An 18,352-nucleotide genomic window follows, 5' to 3' on the forward strand; every position below is an offset into this window, starting at 1 on the left:
TTAAAGGATACTCGTGAATGGGTAATATTGTACGTTTTCCGGTAAATACGTTGGTCTCTGATTATGGCGTCACCCATTTTATTGAGACGGGGTATGGTAAAGGGGTCTCGTGTCGAGCCGCTATCGCCTATGGCTTTTCTAAAGCGCTATCGTGTGAAATCTATCCCGATCTGCACAGCCAGGCGATACAGAATGAGAAGATTTCCGTCGCGCTCTCCGACAGTACGGATTTTATCCAGTCCGACATCGTTAACCAGACGCTGGAACAGAACCGCTGTTTAATTTTCCTTGATGCCCATTACCCCGGCGCGGATTTTGGTTATGAGGACTATAAAACTGACAAATGGGACAAGGAGACGAAACTCCCCTTGCTCAATGAATTGCTCGCGCTACAGGGTAAGTGCAACAACAGCGTAGTTATTATTGACGATTATCGTATATATCTTAAGGAACGAGAGGTCTATCAGGGGCCGATTGGCGACATCGCGGAGAATGATTTTGAGAGCCGCGAGCTTTTCATCAAGCTCTTAAACGGTTTCAGCGCTACGCACGAAATACACTTATTGCCGCATGACACGGGATACGTCATTTTGTGGCCGAAAGCCTGGGGTGAAAATGTGCTGGTGCCTTATATTTTTCCGGGCGATCCGACCGCGACGTTCAGCGTAACGCCAGGCGTGCCGGGCACCACGTCGATGTCGATTAACCGCCGACTGCACGATTCACGCTTTTCGACTCGCTGGCTGGTTGGCTATGGGCTGGATATTGGCGGAGGCAACGACAGTATCGGTATTTATCAATCGCTTTTCCCGTTAATTAAAGCGGTTACGCTTTATGATATGCCACAGGGTGATGCGCAGTTCCTGTATAATGTGCCGGATAATGCTTTTGATTTCGTCTATTCTGCACACTGTCTGGAGCATATGGTTGATCCAACCATCGCGATAAATAACTGGTTCCGCGTTTTAAAGCCAAACGGCCATATGATCCTCACCATTCCTGACGAAGATATGTATGAGCAAGGCGTTTGGCCTTCAACCTATAACTTCGATCACAAACATACGTTTACGTTAGCGAAAAAGAAGAGCTGGTCACCCGTGTCGATTAATGTTCTGGACCTGCTCAACACGTTAAATGGAACGTATGAAATTCAAAAGATTGAGCTGTTGAATCAGAGCTATTTAACAAATGTTCCGCGCATAGATCAGACCAGAACGCCGTTTGCGGAGAGTGGTATCGAAATTGTCATTAAAAAAATTGGCGACTAACACGTCGCGATAATTGTTTTATAAACGCCATGTGAAATGGCGTTTATCACCCTGCGCGCACGCTTTGGTATTGAATGGAGTCGAATTTCTTGGTGAAGTTGAATATATATATTCAGGATGAAGATGCCTGGCATCTTTTCCCGATTATAGATTATGCAAAAAACGTCAGTCAGAATGATTATTACCTTTTCTTTTTGAAAAAAAAGTATCCTGGGTTACATAATGACAAAAATGTCATGGTATATGATTTCCCGGCCGCCGTTACGGATGAGTGGTGTAATACTCTTTCTCAATTTGCCTGCAAAATCAATGCAGACGCCGTCACGATCCATGCGCCTGTCCACTGTGGTAAGTCGATCAACTTTCCGTTGCTTCAGGCTTTCAGGCAGAAGGCGCGCACGTTCCGGCTCGCCTTCTGCCTCTATGAAACGCGCATCGTTGACGCCGTTTTTCGACAAGAGCTTAATAAACTCCTCTATGAAGGGCTGGACGTGCGCGGCTTTTCGCAGCAGTTAAAGCGCAATGGTACGCATCATAGCGCAGAGTGGAGCCCAGTCTATAATTATCTGTTTAATGCTCTGGTAAACACAACCTATTACCTGTCTGATTTCCACCGGAATACGTATAAAAAGTTTTTTGCAGCGCCGCAGTTTCGTTACTGGAGTCAGCTGCTTAACAGCATTAACGCTGATGCAGCCGCAGGCGCACTCAGGTTGCTGGGCGTGGATAATGTTATTCTGGATTCATTGCGTGAAATGAACGAAAAGAAAAAAACATTATTTTTCGTTGATGATGGTGAAACGCATCTCCTGGGGCAGGAAGGAAAGGGCGCCTGTTTACAACAGGAAATTGATGCCGATAGCGTTGATTATATCGTTATCCTGAATAGTAAAGGACCGATTCCGCTAAACGTAAGTGGCGCGAATGTCATTGCGCTGCCTGATAATATCACTTTTGCATCTTTATTGTTGGCAGGCGTTGCGCCCCGCAACGTTTACGGATTCCCTGTCTTTGAGCTTTTTCTCGCGCCGGCAAAAAGCATCCAAAAAATATTTTTCCATGAGCACGAGAATTTTTCAGAAAATGCAACGCTGGGCCGCTATCTTGTCCTAAATGGTTTCGCTAAAAAAACCTTCCGTTATGTTAATGAAACGCAGAGAAAAATAGCTGGTAACTATTCTACAAAGCATATCTTTCTTTTGGCTGAGTCCATGGGGGATGTCCTGTTTGCTGCTGGAGCGCTCAACGCGCTTCGCGACAGGCTGGAAGGCCCATTTATCTGTATCGTGCCCAAAATTTATCACGATCTATTATCGCTCTGCCCCTGGGTGGATGAGCTCTGGGAACCTCAGTACTTTACTCAACAGCAGGCGGCAGACATTTATATTGCGCAGCAGCTGGGGCAATACCACTTACCAAGCCACGTAAAACATATTCTCGACAAAAAGCATCAGATTGATTCTTTTGTGGACGCCTTTGGGGGCGAGCCGGTCGACGATAGCAGGAAATCGATTGTCCTGTTGCTTGACGCGCTTGATAAGCGGCATGTCGACGCGTTTATGAACGACCACGGCTTAACGGGGGTGGATAAAATCGTTTTGGTTCACCCTAACGTAGGCGTGCCAAACCGAACCTGGCCACAGCAATACTGGGAAGCGCTTATCGCGCGTTTCGTCGACGACGGATGGTCCGTGGTGCTGATCGGCAGTAATACCAACTTTTACTCCCATAAAAAAGCGCTGGAGATTGAAAACGCTGCCGTGGTGAATGCCATCGATCGGTTTACGATACTGGAAACGGCCTATTTAATGACCCAGGCTACACTGCTTGTCGCCTGTGATTCCGGACCCGTGGCGTTAGCGGGGGCAACCGATATTGCTATTTGCGCCCTCTATTCGGTTGTGCCCGGAGAGTATCGTTTGCCCTGGCGTCACGGTGAGCAGGGCTGGAATTCACTGGCGGTGAATATCCCCTGTAGCTATTACCATTGCGCCAGCTCCTATCGTCTGGGCTCGAATGAGAAGTTTGATGAATGGTGCCCCAATAACAGGTCCTATGCCTGCATGAGTGGCTTCATGCCCGATGATTTTTATTCGCGTATCCAGCGTTTTATCGCGTCAGAGAGGTTCTTCGATCGGCGTGTCCAGAAGAAGAGGAGCCCGGCGGAATAACGGGCGAATCTGTTCAGGCGTGCGGCCCGATGCTTGTCGGGCCGTCTTGCCTGTGATTGATGCTTACGCAGACTCGGGAACGTCTATCTCGAAGAGCGTTTCATTCAGGCCATTGGTCGTGCCCCACAGCTGATGTGCAAAGGCGCGCCCCGGTCCGAGATAGCGCTGTCCGGTAAAATGTTGGGGTAAAAAGTAGTGGCTTGGCCAGTAGGTAATATTCGCGTATCCCAGTTCCCGGACGGTATCCGTCAGGAATTTCGGCCCCGTTACAATCCACGGCAAATCGTAAATGACGCTTTTTTTCTGCTCAAGCCGCATGATTAATTCAGCCATCAGTGCCGACCGTGGCTCTGATGCCACAAAGCAGTTCGCGATAAGGCCAGGACGGACGATCTCATTTTCCATGCTGGCGCAGACCTGGCTGTCAAAAAGCCAGTCCTCAAGGGGACGCAGGCATATCGAATCTGCATCTACCGCAAATCCGCCGTGATTAAAAAGAATTTCGTAACGCATAATATCTGCCGCCCCGCACATCCTGCCTGATTTAATCATCGCGTCGATATGCTTTTTATTAATCCATTTAGTCTGGCGTAGCGCGGCATTATTCCAGACTTTTACCGTCCATGAGGGATTGTTTTTTTTCCAGGTATCAATCATCTTTCGCGGCGTTTTGGTTTCGTCGCCGATCCAAACAACATGAATGATCTTAGGTATTCTCATAATGCTATTACCGAAAGCTCTTTGTAATAATGTTCAGTATGGTCAACGACACACCCCTCCGTGTCGGACATTCCCGGCGCGGGATGCCCTGCGACAGGGTACATACCGATCCATCGGTGCTGCTGCATTAACGGCAGCCATGTATTTTCAAGCGCATATTCATGGGGGCTGCCTCCCTTGAGCAAATATCCCGTCGCCGTGGCAAAGCAGGCACGCATGGTGTCACGATAATCGCGGTGAACGGCATAGGCACAGGCGGAGCCCGCGTCGACAGGCTTCACTATCCGGTCCGTGCTTTTAAGTGTGATGACCTTTCTGTAACGGGTGCTTAAAAGGGCGCAGTGCCAGTCAATCTTCTTCAGCGTTTGCAGGAACGCGTTGAGGCGCTCTTTTGCCTCAGCGGTGGTGTTGAAGATCATATTGTCTTCGAGAATAAGAACATTTCCCCACCCTTCTGAGATTGCCGTTTCAACCGCCGCCAGATGGGAGCGGGCGCGTCCAATTTGCCCGACAAGATGGCGGGTTGCCTCAACGCGGTGAATCAGATGGGGCGGAATACCGAGCGACCGAAGCTCTTTTTTGATCGTGTTTTTGCGATCGTGACGCTCTTTTAAGTTGATATAAATGACTTTGTCAAAAACTGACCAGTCGATATCCATGTGCAACGTTTCCTTAGAATCTAAACCAGTAAGAAAATGACAGCGTTTTTATACCTGCTGCCTTGTACTGAGCGATGAACATTCATCAGACGTTCTTGCGTAGCGGTTATCAGAACTATATTTGCTGATACAGCCAGTTTTCCGGTTCGCTGCTGTTCAGCAAATTTTGCAGAATATCGTGCTGCATGTTCATCAGGGTGCCGTTGTATTCATTGCGATGCTGGCAGTCTTCAACCTGTTTTTGAAGCGTCTGCCACAGGGCCGCGACGGGGGCCTGATGAGAGGAGGGCAGGCGGGCAATGAGGGTTTTCATGCCTACGCCACTGGCAGTGATGCCGAGCTGTTCAAGAAGGCGTCGACGTTGCTGGCTATTGTGTGAAATTTGCTGGTATAGCGCCATAATTTGCGCGTTGACGCTATCCAGCGATGCAGCATTGCGGGCGATGATATGATGACGCTGCTCCATGAGCATTTCGCCTAGCGTCTGGTAGTGTTTTCTGTCTTCGGTCATACCCTGAATCAGGGCTTTAACGCGCTGTGCGGCGTTAGTCATAGTTACCTCTGGTAATACTTCTGCATAGCCGTCGCCAGCGAATCAACGTCGATGCTGATTTTGCCGCTGCTGATGGCATCTTTCATTTCGGCGACGCGTGCCATGTCAACTTCCGGCAGTGCGCTAAGCTGGGTCTGCGCTTCGCCAAGGACCGGGTCGATAGCGGCGCTGCGAACCACAGCTGAACCTTCCTGTGCCACGGTAGGCGTTTGTTCTGCGCTGCTGGCCTTATTAATCGCGGTGGCCAGGTTGAATTGTGTTGTTGAAATTTTCATCGCTTTGCCCTCATTTTCTTCTTTCGTTGTGGTTGCGCATGAATCTTGCTCTGCGGAAGCCTGATTTCCTCTGCCATTGCAGGAAATAAGCGGCCTGCGAAAGCGAAAACTTAAACGCGGCGGAAAGATTTTTATAGGGTGGAATCGTTAACCGTTTGCACAACGCCTCTCTCCGTCACAACGGCGGTCACGACCTTTCCGCTGCTCTGGTTTTTGACCTTAATGGTCTCGCCTTTACGTCCTTTCTTCATGGCCTCGCCAACCGTGCGCGCTTCCACGCCATTTTGTACCGCCACCATCATCACGCGCTGGCCGCGCTCGACGAGCAACGGCATGTCTAACTGATGTTTTGTGATGGGCTGGCGATCGCGGATGCGGCGTTTCACCGTCATGCCGACAACATCATCTACCTGCGTCAGATACTCCCCGCGGGTGCTGTTGATGTTGATTTTTTTTGTCGTGACGTCTTCCTCGCTGAGCACCTGCTCTCGCTCAAGGGCGGTTTTAGCAATGATTACCGGCAGGTAGATATCCGGCTTCACCGTCACGGCGGTCTCCCACCCCTGACGATCGTTGCAGCTCACGTTGAGACGCAGGCGGTAGAAGTCAGGGTTTTCACCGCCGTAATGGGATACCGCGAGTTTCTGACTGCATGAGCGATATTGCGATGCTTCGGCGGGAATAAAGATGTTCATCTTTGCCTGATAGTCGGGCCAGCGTTTCCGCCGGGCCTCCTGACGAATCAGCGATGCCGTATGGCTCTGAGCGGCTGCATAGATTTGCTTACGGGCGCTGAGGGGCGCCGTATCGTTAGCCGAGGCAGTTGAAAGGTCAGTGATAAGCAGCGGCAGTGCAGCGAATAAGCGGAAATGCCGCTTCATACTTTGGGTGAGAAATTCTTTAAATCTTTTATAAATCATGGAATTGAAACCTTGGCACGATTATTGCTTTCATTGTTGTGCATCGTGCAGGTTTAGCATCAGAGGGAGTGAATTGTGAGTATAACTTTTGACAAAGCCCTGGGCGTTCATCCACAGGCTGTAGCGCTTCGACTTTCCCGAGCAGAGTTGCTATCAGCCAATCTGGCAAACGTCGATACCCCCAACTTCCAGGCTAAAGATATTGACTTTGCCGCAGAGATGCAACGGTCGCGGTCAAGTTTTTCCCTGCCGTCTTCGCCGCAGGAGATGTATCGCGTGCCGTATCAGCCCTCGTCAGACGGAAACACCGTGTCACTGAATGTCGAGCAGGCTGAATTTGCCAAAAACACGCAGGACTATCAGATGAGCCTGGCTTTTTTAAACATGAAATTCACGGGCCTGAAAAAGGCCATTGAAGGCAAGTAATCCAGAACAGGTAACGACGAAATATGTCTTTTTCGGATATCTATCGCGTTTCGGGGTCGGCGATGACGGCGCAAACGGTGCGTCTTAACACTATTGCCAGCAACCTCGCGAATGCGGAAACCGCCTCGGCTACGGAAGCCGACACCTATAAGGCAAGGCGCCCGGTCTTCGCAGCGGTTTATCAGAACGATGAATTAATGCGTAACAAGGCGCTAAGCGGAGCCCGCGTTCAGGTCATGGATGTCGTTGAAACCGGCAATGCGGTCCAGCGCTACGAGCCCAATAATCCCATGGCAAACACCGAAGGTTACGTCTACTACCCGGATGTCAACGTCGTGGAAGAGATGGCGGACATGATGTCTGCTTCGCGCGGATTCGAAACCAACGTTGAAGTTTTAAACAGCATCAAAAGTATGCAGCAAAGCCTGCTGCGGCTTGGAGAAGCGTAATCATGAATGTTGAAAGCACCTACAGCAGCAGCCAGGCCACCAGCTCCGCGCCAAATGTGGCCAGCAACAGCACCGTCTCAGGGATGTCGGGCATGTTTATGCAGCTGCTTGTGGCCCAGATTCAAAATCAGGATCCGCTCAACCCGACCGACGGAACGGAATACGTCAGCCAGCTTGCCCAGCTGACGCAGGTGCAGTCCATGGAGACGGTATCACAGCTGATGGCGAACAACGCCGTCTTGATGGATAACCTACAGACCCTGGCCACCGGCAATTTGGTGGGCCAGCACGTCATGGTGCAGACCAACACGATCGAGAGCGATGGTGAAACGGCGCTTAATGGACGCCTGACGCTGGAACATTCAGCCAACGTTGTGACGGTAATTGTGAAAGATGCTGCCGGCGTTGAGCAAAAAATCGAACTGGGCAAGCAGGAAGCCGGCCTCGTGGACTTCACTATCGATCCGCAGGAGCTTGGGTTGAGCGAAGGAAAATACACCCTGAGCGTGGTGACCGATACGGGGGAAGAAACCGTGCAGATCGAGGTGGGCGGCATCGTCAAAAATGTGCGTATCCCGCTTGACGGTAGCGCAACGGTGCTGAACGTCGGCGGTATGGGCGAGATTGCCTACAACAACATTAGCCAGTTTGGTAAGACTTCCACAGACGAAGCCTCAAAAGATAAAGCCTGAAGTGAATCAGGCCGTTAATTAAACAGGAACGATTATGAGTTTTAGTATTGCAACTTCTGGACTGAACGCGGTTACTGAGCAGCTTAATGCTATCTCAAATAATATTGCCAACTCCGGCACCGTAGGCTTTAAGTCGGGCCGCGCAGAGTTTTCCGCGCTGTATGCCGAAAGCCAGCCGCTGGGCGTTGGGGTAACAGCCGTCACGCAAAGCATTACCAAAGGAGGAAGCATCACTTCCACCGGTAGCGCGCTCGATCTCGCGATTAACGGTAATGGCTTTTTCATGGTCCAGGACAGCGCTGGAACGACCGCCTTCACCCGTGCCGGTTATTTTAATACCGACAGTAACGGAAACCTGGTGAACAACCAGGGAATGTATTTACAGGGGTATCCGGTTGATGCCAACGGCAAGCTACAGGTGGGCACGATCGGTAATCTGAATATCAGCAGCGGTTCGATTCCGGCAAAAGCGAGCGGCAGCATTGATTTTACGGCAAACATGGATGCACGCGCGGAGGTTCCGGCGACCACCCCGTTCGATCCGAAAAACAATACGACCTATAACAACTCTTATACCACTCAGGTCTATGATTCACTGGGCCGCGAACATACGTTGAACCAATATTTTGTCAAAACCGGCACCAATACCTGGGAAGTCCACTATTACATGGACGACGTGGCGGTAACCGACAGCAGCGGTGCTGCCGTCACGCAGGCCCTGACCTTCAACAGCCAGGGTGTGCTGACCTCTCCAACCAGCGCCGTTAAGCTGGATGCGGCTATCGCCGGCGCGGACGATATCAGCGTTTCGCTTAACTATTCTGGCTCGACTCAGTTTGGTTCCGATTTCTCCGTGAGCAAAAACAAAAGCGATGGCTATGCGTCGGGTGAGCGTACCGGGCAGGCGATCGACGAGGATGGCTGTGTCTATGCCACCTTCTCCAACGGCGAGCGCCTGCTTCAGGGGCAGCTTGTACTGGCCAACTTTACCAATCCGAACGGCCTTCAGTCGCAGGATGGTACCACCTGGGCTCAGACCGCCAGCTCCGGCGCGCCGCTGACCGGTGCACCGAGTACGGGACTGCTGGGCTCAATCGTCTCCGGGGCACTCGAATCCTCAAACGTCGACCTGACCTCTGAGCTGGTTGGGCTTATGACCGCGCAGCGCAATTACCAGGCGAACACGAAGGTCATCAGCACCAACGACACCATGATGAACTCGCTATTCCAGGCCGTGTAATTTATGGATCGCTTACTTTTTACCGCCGTGAGCGGGGCTTCGCGGAGCCTCAATCAGCAGCAGATCCACGCGAATAACCTGTCCAACGTGAATACGCAGGGATTTCGCAGCGATTTAGATAATGCGGTGGCGAAGCAGATTGCCGGGGAAGGGTACGCTTCCCGCTATCTGGCGCAGCCCACGCAGGGTGGCGTAGATATGTCACCCGGCGCGGTGCGTGAAACCGGGCGTGAGCTGGATATTGCCATCAAGGGCGATGGATTGATCGCGCTGCGGAGCGGCAACCGGGAAGTGTATACCCGCAATGGACAAATCAACGTGAACGCCGATGGCGAACTTTCCATCAACGGTCTGCCGCTGGAAGGCGACAATGGCCCGATTGTTCTACCGCCTTTCGCCTCACTGAGCATCAGCGAGGATGGCGTAATCAGCATCGTGCCGGAGGAGGCCGATATTGCGACGCCGTTAGACGTTGACCGCATCAAGCTGGTGAACATTCCCGCTGAGGCGCTGAGTAAAAACGACGCCGGTTTTCTTATCACCAACGCGACGGAAAATCCGCGCGATGAGGAGGTGACCGTTGCGGCCAGACACCTGGAGTCGTCCAACGTGTCGGCCATCAGCGAAATGGTCTCGAGCATTGCGCTAGGACGACAGTTTGAAGCGCAGATCAAAATGATGAAAGCGGCGGAAGATCTTGCTAACGCAGGTAACCGCCTGCTTCGCGTCTCTTAATGACTTCATGAAGGAATAAAGATGAATCCCGCTTTATGGATCAGTAAAACCGGGTTAGCGGCGCAGGACGCCAGAATGACCACCATCTCTAACAACCTGGCGAACGTGAACACCCCTGGCTTTAAACGCGAACGCGCCATGTTTGCCGATCTGTTTTACCAAAACCAGCGCACCCCGGGCGGCCAGCTGGACCAAAACAATATTGCCCCCACGGGCATCCAGTTCGGGACCGGCGTCAAAATCGTCGGCACTCAGAAAGAGTTTACCGTGGGAAGTATTCAGAACACGGGCCAGAAGCTGGACGTCGCGATCTCCGGTCAGGGCTTTTTCCAGGTAGAAACCGCCAATGGGGATATCGCCTACACGCGTGCGGGCAACCTGCAAAAAACGCCGGACGGCATTCTGACGAATGCTCAGGGGCTGCCGTTAATCCCGCAGATTGAAGTTCCTGAAAATGCCAGCGACATCCAGATTGCGAAGGACGGCACGATTACCGCAACGGTTGCGGGGGAAGATGAACCGGTCGAGCTCGGCCAGCTGACGCTGGTGAACTTTGTTAATCCAGCCGGACTGGAAGCGATTGGCGGCAACCTCTATCGCGAAACTGCCGCCAGCGGTGAGGCGGTTGAGGGGGTGCCGGGAGAGGATGCGCTCGGTCTACTGGAGCAGGGCTCGCTCGAAGGCTCAAACGTGCAGGTTGTAGAGGAAATGGTGGACATGATCACCGTCCAGCGTGCCTATGAAATGAACGCCAAAATGGTTTCTGCCGCAGACGACATGCTGAAGTTTGTCACCCAGTCCATGTAACGGCAGAGCAAGTAAAGTGAGAGAGATGAAAAAGCAGGTAGCAGTGGGTTTGCTGATGATGGCACTGTCGGGGTGTGAAAGCCCCGCGCTGCTGGTCCAGAAAGACGATGCGGCGTACGCGCCGCCGGAAGACTTTGCCATGCCTGATACCCGGGTACGCGGTGGAGGGGTATATAACAGCAACTATAACTGGTCGCTTATTCAGGACCGCCGCGCCTACCGCATCGGTGACATTCTGACCGTTAAGCTGGACGAGTCCACGCAGGCTAGCAAGCAGGCGCGTACCAATTACGGCAAGAAAAACGATGTCTCCCTCGGCATTCCGGAAGCGTTCGGCCATTCCGCCGATACGCTTTCCGGGACAGTAGACGGTGAGCGTAACTTTAACGGTAACGCGACGTCACAGCAGCAGAATAGCCTGCGGGGTGCCATCACCGTTGCGGTGTATAAGGTGCTGCCAAACGGGGTCCTCGCCGTGCGTGGCGAGAAGTGGTTAACCCTTAACCAGGGCGATGAGTATATCCGCGTTACCGGCCTGGTGCGCGCCGATGATATCGAACGTGATAACACCATTTCGTCGCAGCGTATTGCCAATGCGCGCATTTCCTACGCGGGACGCGGCGCGCTCAGCGATGCCAATGCGGCGGGCTGGCTGGTTCGCTTCTTTAATCATCCGCTGTTCCCAATTTGATGGAGGCCATGATGTTACAACGCATTTTGGTACTCCTCTGTCTTATCTGTGGCGCCGCCGTCGCGCAGCCTCTGCGCGACGTGGTGGATATTCAGGGCGTGCGCGGAAACCAGCTGATCGGGTACAGCCTCGTGGTAGGGCTCGACGGCACGGGTGATAAAAACCAGGTGAAGTTTACCAGTCAGTCGGTAACCAACATGCTGCGTCAGTTCGGCGTACAGCTACCGACAAAGATCGATCCTAAAGTCAAAAACGTCGCGGCGGTGGCGATCAGCGCGACGCTGCCGCCGGGATATTCGCCCGGGCAGACCATCGACGTTACCGTTTCCTCTATTGGTGATGCGAAAAGCCTGCGCGGCGGTACGCTGTTGTTAACCCAGTTGCGCGGTGCTGACGGCGAAGTCTATGCGCTGGCGCAGGGGAACGTCGTGGTCGGCGGGGTTAAAGCCGAGGGAAATAGCGGCTCCAGCGTCACGATTAATACCCCGACCGTGGGTCGCGTACCAAACGGGGGGTCCGTAGAGCGAGAGATCCCCACCGACTTCCATCAGGAACCGATGGTGATGCTCAACCTTAAGCGCCCGAGTTTTAAAACCGCCAATGCCGTTGCGGTCGCCCTGAACAATGCGTTCGGGCCCGGAACCGCGACGGCGCAAAGTGCCACCAATGTGGCGGTACGCGCGCCGATGGGCGCCGGAGAGCGAGTCGCGTTTATGTCTTCCCTCGAAGATGTACAGATTAATGCGGGCAAACAGCGTCCGCGCGTTGTGTTCAATGCCCGTACCGGTACGGTGGTGATCGGCGATGGGGTTATCGTGCGTGCGGCGGCTGTGGCTCACGGCAACCTGACCGTAACCATTCGGGAATCGACGAATGTCAGTCAGCCAAATGCGTTCGGCCAGGGGCAGACGGTTGCGTCACCGCAAAGCGACGTGAGCGTGAATCGTGGCCACGGCCAGATGGTTACCGTTCCCGCCGGGACGAGCTTACGCAGCATCGTTAATACCCTCAACAGTCTGGGCGCAGCGCCGGACGATACGATGGCCATTCTCCAGGCGCTTCATGAAGCAGGTGCCCTGGAAGCAGAACTGGTGGTGATGTGATGTTAAGCGCAATCAACCGACAGCAGACTATTTTGCCCGGTGATTTTACCGGGCAGATGAAACCTCAAAACCTTGAACAGGCTGCCGAGCAATTCGAAGCCATTATGCTGCGTTCGATGCTCTCGCAGATGCGTAAGGCCTCGGACGTGCTGGGCGAAGATAATCCCTTCACCAGCAAACAGCAGCGGATGATGCGGGATTTTCATGACGACAGGCTTGCGGCAGAGCTGGCGTCAATGCGCAGTACCGGCATGACGCAAATGATCGTTAACCAGCTCTCGCCGCAGACGGTTTCCCCGCTTAAGAATGCGGTCGACATGGCCGCTTTACAGGAGCAAACGCCAGCATTTAATACGCCCGTCACACTACCGACGCAGCGGGCAGGAGTAAGCCATGAGCATGATTAATATTGCCTTCAGCGGGTTGCAGGCTGCCCAGTTGGGCATGACCGTGACATCTAACAATACCGCCAACTATCTTACGCCCGGCTACAGTCGACAAGGGATTATGCAGAGCGCCATAGGCCCGATGGGACAGACGGGGCTTTCGGCGGGAAGCGGCGTCCAGGTGGACAGTATTCGTCGTATCTCCAACCAGTATCTGGTGAATCAGGTCTGGCAAACCAACAGTAAGGCCAATTTCTACAGCACGGGTAATCAGTACATTAGCGCGCTGGAGCAGGTATTGGGTACGGATTCGACCAGCCTGGGCAATGGCCTGGACGATCTCGTTAGCGCCCTGAGCGCCTTGACGCAGGAGCCGGAGTCGCAGGCGTTACGCCAGCAGCTGTTGAACCAGGCGAACAGCCTCGCGACCCGCTTCAACAGCGTGAATGACTTCATTAACAGCCAGAAAAGCTCCATCAATACCCAGCGCGATGCGGTCGTGCAGGAGATAAACACGCTCAGTAGCAGCATTGCGGATTATAACCAGAAAATCATTGAGATGGATTCTACTGGTGGTAACAGCAGCGTGCTGCGTGACCAGCGAGACGAACTGGTTAAGCAGCTCAGTTCCATGACGGACGTTAAGGTCACTGAAGATAGCGGCGGCTACACGGTTTCGTTGAGCAACGGTCAGCCGCTGGTAAGCGGGAAGACCGCCGGGCAGCTGAGCGCGGGGACTGACAGTCAGGGTAATCATACGCTGACCCTGAAGTTTTCAAGCAGCGAGTTTTCCCTTGACCCGTCCACGGGCGGTCAGTTGGGTGCGCTTTATGAATACGAAGTCGGCACCCTGAAGCAGATGAACGATGCGGTGCTGGGGATGGCGGAGTCGCTGGCGGATCTGTTCAACAATCAGCTGGCTCAGGGTTACGATCTCAACGGCGATCCGGGTAAGCCCCTGTTTACCTTCGACCCGACCAATCCGGCGGGCATTCTGCAAGTCAACGATCTGGAGCCGGAAGAGCTGGCGCTTTCGGGCAAAGCGGATGAGCCGGGTAACGGCGATAACCTTAATGAACTCATCAAGCTGAAAAACCAAAAAACCACTATTCCGGGCCTGGGCAATATGAGCCTGAGCGAGGGAGCGGCGGCGATTATTTCGAGCATCGGTATCGCCAGTAAGCAGAACCAGACGGAAATGGAGGCGGCGGTTGCGGTCAATACCGAGGCGCAAACTCAGCGTGACAACGTCAGTGCGGTAAACCTCGATGAAGAAGCTATCAACCTTCAGATATATATGCAGGCCTATACCTCCAACATGAAAGTTATCTCCGCTGGAAATGAAATTTTCAACGATCTGTTGAGCATTTTTTAACGCAATCAGGAGCACTAACCTATGCGTATAAGCAGTCTTTACCACTCTAACGCCATGCTGGCTCAGCTGGGAACAACGGGGGTTAAAGTGGGTAAGCTGATGGAACAGCTGGCCACGCAAAAACGCGTCAATGTTCCCTCTGACGATCCGGTTGCTGCCAGCCGTCTGGTACAGCTGAACCGGGAGCAGTCCGCCATTAAACAGTATCAGAGCAACATCGCGAGCCTGAGCGGCGCACTCTCCGTGCAGGAGTCACACATTACGGCGCTCAGTAACGAAGTGCTGGCGATTGGCGACAGGCTTAAGCTGGCTAACAACAGTACACTCAGCCAGAAAGACATCGCCGGGTATGGCATCGAGCTGGAGTCCATGCTCGATTCGCTGGTGGCCACGTTAAACAGCAAAAATGAGAGTGGAAGCTATCTCTTTTCCGGAACGAAGACCGATCAGCAAGCTGTGACCTGGGACGAAACGCTGGGCGAGTATGTGTATGGAGGAAACGACGGCACGCGGGAAACGCAGGTTGCTAACGGCGTAAGCATCACTGAAAACACGAACGTTGCTGGTGCATTCTCCAGCAGCGGTAACGACCTTGAGATGCTTAACAATCTGAAAGCGCTGAGTCAAAAGATGCAGGATCCTAACGCCAGTTATGCCGACTACCAGGACGAGGTGACAGCCATGATAGACATGGTGCAGTCGACCAGCGATAACCTTGGATCGCTGTTGACCGATCTTGGGGGCCGCCAGAACCGCCTGACGTTAATTGACGACGCGCATACCGACGTCAGCCTCTCCAATGAGCTGGTACAGAATGAGTTGGGCAGCGCAGATCCTGCGACGGCCACCATTAACTTGCAGCTGTATACCATATCAATGCAGATCTCCAGTCAGGCTTATAGCAAGGTGAGCCAGCTTAACCTCTTCAGTTTGTTGTAAATTATTATGCAGGTAAGTTTAAAAAACGCCTCCATTACGACCTCCTCCCCGGCGACGGCCGGGCGAGGTAATATTGATGCACCGCAGACGGTTAGCCGCGTTCTGCCCGCTGCCGTGGCGCCGTCCCGAAGCACATTTCCTGAATCTGCGCTGCTCTCGCGTCGGCCTATGCGCTATAACGTACAGCTTAACCAGCAGATCACTTCCGTTCAGCAGGCCGATAGCTATCTGGCCCAGACCGAGGCGCAGCTGCTTAAGCTTCGCCAGTCGGTCGCCCGTGGCGGTGATAGTGGCGCGCAGGCTGCGGCGCTGCAAAAACATCTTTCGCGGCGAACGCAGCTCTCTGGCGGAACGGTCGATCGCCAGCTACGGGCTTCGCTTGAGCAAAAAAGTACGGTGGAATTCACGCTGCCGGGGAGCGAAAAACTCCTGAGCGATCCGGCTGGCGAAACGCTTGTCTTTTCGCTCGGGGGGCGCCAAAGGGAGATGGTTGCAATAGCGCTGCCGGAAGAGGCGACGCCGCGTCAGACGCTGACGAAACTGAACGTCGGGCTGGGGCGTCTGGGGATCCACGCCTCTCAAACGCAAGGTGGGCAACTGTTATTTAGCGTGGATGAAAGCCGCTGGGAGCGGGTGAGTCAGCAGCTTAGCGTTCGCGGCGAAAATCACCACTATCCGGCGGATGCCTTCACGCTGCTGGCGCCCCAGGCGGAAAGCGCAAGCAGTGACGAACTTCTTGATATTGCTGCGCGACGCGAGCGAGAAGGGCAAATGAAGCTCCAGCACAGCCTGGATCACGTCACGACCCAGCGCAGCAAGCTGCGGCACCATCAGGAGCGCGTCAGCTCGCGAATCGGTGAAATGGCGACGGCGTACGATACCCGACAGGCGCTTGAGGCATCGCGTCATCTGGGAGAGGTGCTGGCCCGCAACAGCTATGGCGTGCTGTCGCAGGCTTTGGGCGCACAGGCTAACGTGCATTTGGCAACGGTAAAAAATTTGCTGGGACAACGGTAAGCGGGGGCCCGCTTACCGGGGGAGCGGATGAAGGAATATCGCTCCGTTTTGTCCCACCACGATGGGGCGCTCTTTGGCTGATACCGACTCCATCCAGTAGTAACCTGAATTCATTAACTGATCGGCAAGGCCATCAATCATCAGCTTGCTCTGGCGTGCGCCATAGAAGATGGGCGTCATTGTGAAGTAGATTCGGCCATGAATCTCCTTCGTCGGCGTCAGCTTACCTTTCATCATGATACGGTTATCGTCCGGGCTGGTGATGCTCATCAGCAGCACATTACGGGTCGTCTGCAAATTCACGTTGTAGACCTCCTTACTCTGAGACATCAAATCATACATGCCCAGGTCAAAGTTAGCCGACACGTCACGGTTCCCGGCGGGCGAATTGGGCATAAGCAGCTTGAATGCCAACACGATCAGCACCAACAGAGACGTTATTGAGATAATCAGATAGTTAATTCGTTTTGCATGTTGCCATTTCATTCAACTTTCTCCTGGTTTCGCGCAGGATCAGATCGTTCAGCCTTACGGGATCGACACGCCAGTGGTAAATGACCATCGCCAGCTGTTTTTGATCGCACCCGTTCGTGAGCACGAAGCTGTAATTTAGCGTGGGGGTGTTGCCGTAAAAAAAGACCTCCATCGTGGCTGATTTCATTTTTATCTGCTGATTGAGGGTATACAGCGAATCCTTGAGCTTGTTGTAGAGGTTGGCCGCCATATAGGCTGGCTCAACCCTGGACTCCACGGAATAGATCCGAATGTTGCTATAGATGCCCTGGTGAAGTTCACGTGCATTCAGACGCTCGCCAAAGCTGCCAGCAAAATACCCGCTAACCAAAAGCGTGATACAGGCTGTGAACAGAATGACCAGCATAAATGAGAACAGACGGCGATGACCCTTTTTAGGTTCAATGACCCGCAGCAGCGTCTCATTCGGTACCTTATCCTCATTGGCTTCCTGCGCCACAGGGAGCAGAGCACGCTGCCCGGCCGCACTTTCCTCCTGCCCGTCGAGGAGCTCTTCCGGTTGGCTTACCTCCTCTTCATCTTTCTCAACCGTGCAACAATATTCTGCTTCAAGCAGGTAGCCTCGCCGTGGGATGGTTTTGATGATGCGTTGATTTTTACCATCATCTTCCAGCGCGGTGCGCAGCGCGTGAATGGCATTCGGCAAACTGTTATTACCGATCACGCGCCTTTCCCATACGAGCGTGGTCAGCTCCTCACGAGTAAATATTTTCCCCGCGTTCTGCGACAGTATATCCAGTAGCTTGAGTTGATATTCACCCAGGCGTTTACGTTCTCCGCTAGCTAAATGGAGAATCGAGCCTGAAGCAACATCAATCAGCCAGTTGTTTACGGAACAATAGCGTTTATTCATGTATGCGTAATGGATTCCACCATTCCAGGAATAAGAGTAACAAATCGGCAAATAGCCGGTCGCAATCCGTTATGAACAGATTGTTCTATCAACTCCATTTAGGATTCTTAATGAATGCCGCGTACCTGCGGTGAACCACGTCAGAGGATGTTATGCGCTTCCATATGATCTGTAAAAATTATGCTAACAGAAGATTTTCTCTTCCAATATACAGGGCACAAGGAAGGAATAATTTTTTCCGCGCCTATTTTTACGTGATCCAACTGCTTCACGCAACTCAAATTTAGGAAAAGTCTACCTGGTTATTAGGATTAGTAACCACAACGTTAACAGAAATTATTAAATATTCCTAATGTTAATAATATGGTTATAGAGTGAATACATGGTATTAATATTGTGGTGTGTTTGTTCTGGCTCAAAGTTGAATAATTATTGTTTAAAAAATAAAACTCAGCGTTTAATTTTAGGCGCGGTTGTGTCGCTTTATTTGCGCCTTCTTATAATTTCGCTAAAGAATAATGCGAAAAAGAACTATATAA

General features: G+C 52.7%; 21 protein-coding genes. 14 read left to right on the plus strand and 7 right to left on the minus strand.

Translation table 11 applies throughout. The features are described 5' to 3' along the window. The first annotated feature begins 17 nt into the window (after window positions 1-17). Both IM267_RS20550 and IM267_RS20555 read left to right on the plus strand, forming a co-directional pair. A complete protein-coding gene (locus tag IM267_RS20550; protein WP_193034190.1) occupies window positions 18-1,268 on the plus strand; it encodes a class I SAM-dependent methyltransferase in 1,251 nt (416 codons plus the stop codon). 92 nt (window positions 1,269-1,360) lie between these two features. Then, window positions 1,361-3,439, plus strand: coding sequence for a glycosyltransferase family 9 protein (locus tag IM267_RS20555; RefSeq protein ID WP_370551765.1), 2,079 nt, complete (start codon window positions 1,361-1,363; stop codon window positions 3,437-3,439). 63 nt (window positions 3,440-3,502) lie between these two features. Here the strand turns inward: IM267_RS20555 and IM267_RS20560 are convergent, their stop codons facing one another. The 5 genes from IM267_RS20560 to flgA form a co-directional block, all read right to left on the minus strand. Further along, window positions 3,503-4,159: a glycosyltransferase family 32 protein gene (locus IM267_RS20560; RefSeq protein WP_197711249.1), complete on the minus strand. Its 657-nt coding sequence runs from the start codon at window positions 4,157-4,159 to the stop codon at window positions 3,503-3,505. Then, window positions 4,156-4,818, minus strand: a complete 663-nt coding sequence (locus IM267_RS20565) for a glycosyl hydrolase family 25 (protein WP_112793196.1) — start codon at window positions 4,816-4,818, stop codon at window positions 4,156-4,158. Before IM267_RS20565 ends, IM267_RS20560 begins: the two co-directional genes overlap by 4 nt. 115 nt (window positions 4,819-4,933) lie before the next feature. After that, window positions 4,934-5,371, minus strand: coding sequence for a flagellar protein FlgN (locus tag IM267_RS20570; RefSeq protein ID WP_193034192.1), 438 nt, complete (start codon window positions 5,369-5,371; stop codon window positions 4,934-4,936). 2 nt (window positions 5,372-5,373) lie between these two features. Then, window positions 5,374-5,646 (minus strand): flagellar biosynthesis anti-sigma factor FlgM, encoded by a 273-nt coding sequence (gene flgM, locus IM267_RS20575; protein WP_107534593.1) that lies wholly within the window; start codon window positions 5,644-5,646, stop codon window positions 5,374-5,376. 131 nt (window positions 5,647-5,777) lie between these two features. Further along, window positions 5,778-6,566, minus strand: a complete 789-nt coding sequence (flgA, locus tag IM267_RS20580) for a flagellar basal body P-ring formation chaperone FlgA (protein WP_193034193.1) — start codon at window positions 6,564-6,566, stop codon at window positions 5,778-5,780. Window positions 6,567-6,641: 75 nt separating this feature from the next. Between flgA and flgB the strand changes: the two genes are divergently transcribed. The 12 genes from flgB to IM267_RS20640 are packed head-to-tail and all read left to right on the plus strand — an operon-like array spanning window position 6,642 to window position 16,426. Further along, entirely contained in the window at window positions 6,642-6,992 is a 351-nt protein-coding gene (gene flgB, locus IM267_RS20585) for a flagellar basal body rod protein FlgB (RefSeq protein WP_063450817.1), read from the plus strand. A 23-nt stretch (window positions 6,993-7,015) separates the two neighbouring features. Further along, complete coding sequence (gene flgC, locus IM267_RS20590; protein ID WP_193034194.1) at window positions 7,016-7,441, plus strand: flagellar basal body rod protein FlgC; 426 nt, start codon at window positions 7,016-7,018, stop codon at window positions 7,439-7,441. Window positions 7,442-7,443: 2 nt separating this feature from the next. Then, on the plus strand, window positions 7,444-8,133 hold the full coding sequence (flgD, locus tag IM267_RS20595; protein ID WP_107534595.1) for a flagellar hook assembly protein FlgD: 690 nt from the start codon (window positions 7,444-7,446) through the stop codon (window positions 8,131-8,133). Window positions 8,134-8,167: 34 nt separating this feature from the next. Further along, on the plus strand, window positions 8,168-9,373 hold the full coding sequence (gene flgE / locus IM267_RS20600; RefSeq protein ID WP_107534596.1) for a flagellar hook protein FlgE: 1,206 nt from the start codon (window positions 8,168-8,170) through the stop codon (window positions 9,371-9,373). Window positions 9,374-9,376: 3 nt separating this feature from the next. Beyond that, window positions 9,377-10,108, plus strand: coding sequence for a flagellar basal body rod protein FlgF (locus IM267_RS20605; RefSeq protein WP_063450813.1), 732 nt, complete (start codon window positions 9,377-9,379; stop codon window positions 10,106-10,108). Window positions 10,109-10,129: 21 nt separating this feature from the next. After that, on the plus strand, window positions 10,130-10,915 hold the full coding sequence (gene flgG, locus IM267_RS20610; protein WP_063450812.1) for a flagellar basal-body rod protein FlgG: 786 nt from the start codon (window positions 10,130-10,132) through the stop codon (window positions 10,913-10,915). A gap of 25 nt (window positions 10,916-10,940) precedes the next feature. Further along, window positions 10,941-11,606: a flagellar basal body L-ring protein FlgH gene (flgH, locus tag IM267_RS20615; RefSeq protein WP_063450811.1), complete on the plus strand. Its 666-nt coding sequence runs from the start codon at window positions 10,941-10,943 to the stop codon at window positions 11,604-11,606. Between the two features lie 11 nt (window positions 11,607-11,617). Beyond that, window positions 11,618-12,709, plus strand: coding sequence for a flagellar basal body P-ring protein FlgI (locus IM267_RS20620; RefSeq protein ID WP_063450810.1), 1,092 nt, complete (start codon window positions 11,618-11,620; stop codon window positions 12,707-12,709). Then, window positions 12,709-13,116: a rod-binding protein gene (locus IM267_RS20625; protein WP_063450809.1), complete on the plus strand. Its 408-nt coding sequence runs from the start codon at window positions 12,709-12,711 to the stop codon at window positions 13,114-13,116. Before IM267_RS20620 ends, IM267_RS20625 begins: the two co-directional genes overlap by 1 nt. Continuing rightward, complete coding sequence (gene flgK / locus IM267_RS20630) at window positions 13,103-14,470, plus strand: flagellar hook-associated protein FlgK (protein ID WP_102750148.1); 1,368 nt, start codon at window positions 13,103-13,105, stop codon at window positions 14,468-14,470. Before IM267_RS20625 ends, flgK begins: the two co-directional genes overlap by 14 nt. A 21-nt stretch (window positions 14,471-14,491) precedes the next feature. Further along, window positions 14,492-15,409, plus strand: a complete 918-nt coding sequence (gene flgL / locus IM267_RS20635; RefSeq protein ID WP_107534599.1) for a flagellar hook-associated protein FlgL — start codon at window positions 14,492-14,494, stop codon at window positions 15,407-15,409. Window positions 15,410-15,415: 6 nt separating this feature from the next. Next, the gene (locus IM267_RS20640; protein WP_193034195.1) at window positions 15,416-16,426 is read left to right on the plus strand and encodes a hypothetical protein; all 1,011 of its coding nucleotides are present in this window, start codon (window positions 15,416-15,418) and stop codon (window positions 16,424-16,426) included. A gap of 12 nt (window positions 16,427-16,438) precedes the next feature. Here the strand turns inward: IM267_RS20640 and IM267_RS20645 are convergent, their stop codons facing one another. Continuing rightward, the gene (locus IM267_RS20645; protein ID WP_063450806.1) at window positions 16,439-16,912 is read right to left on the minus strand and encodes a hypothetical protein; all 474 of its coding nucleotides are present in this window, start codon (window positions 16,910-16,912) and stop codon (window positions 16,439-16,441) included. Next, entirely contained in the window at window positions 16,884-17,813 is a 930-nt protein-coding gene (locus IM267_RS20650) for a transcriptional regulator (RefSeq protein WP_107534601.1), read from the minus strand. The genes IM267_RS20645 and IM267_RS20650 overlap by 29 nt, the downstream gene beginning before the upstream one ends. Window positions 17,814-18,352 lie beyond the last annotated feature (539 nt).

Source organism: Enterobacter cloacae complex sp. P15RS, from assembly GCF_014895905.1.
Classification (GTDB): domain Bacteria; phylum Pseudomonadota; class Gammaproteobacteria; order Enterobacterales; family Enterobacteriaceae; genus Enterobacter; species Enterobacter quasihormaechei.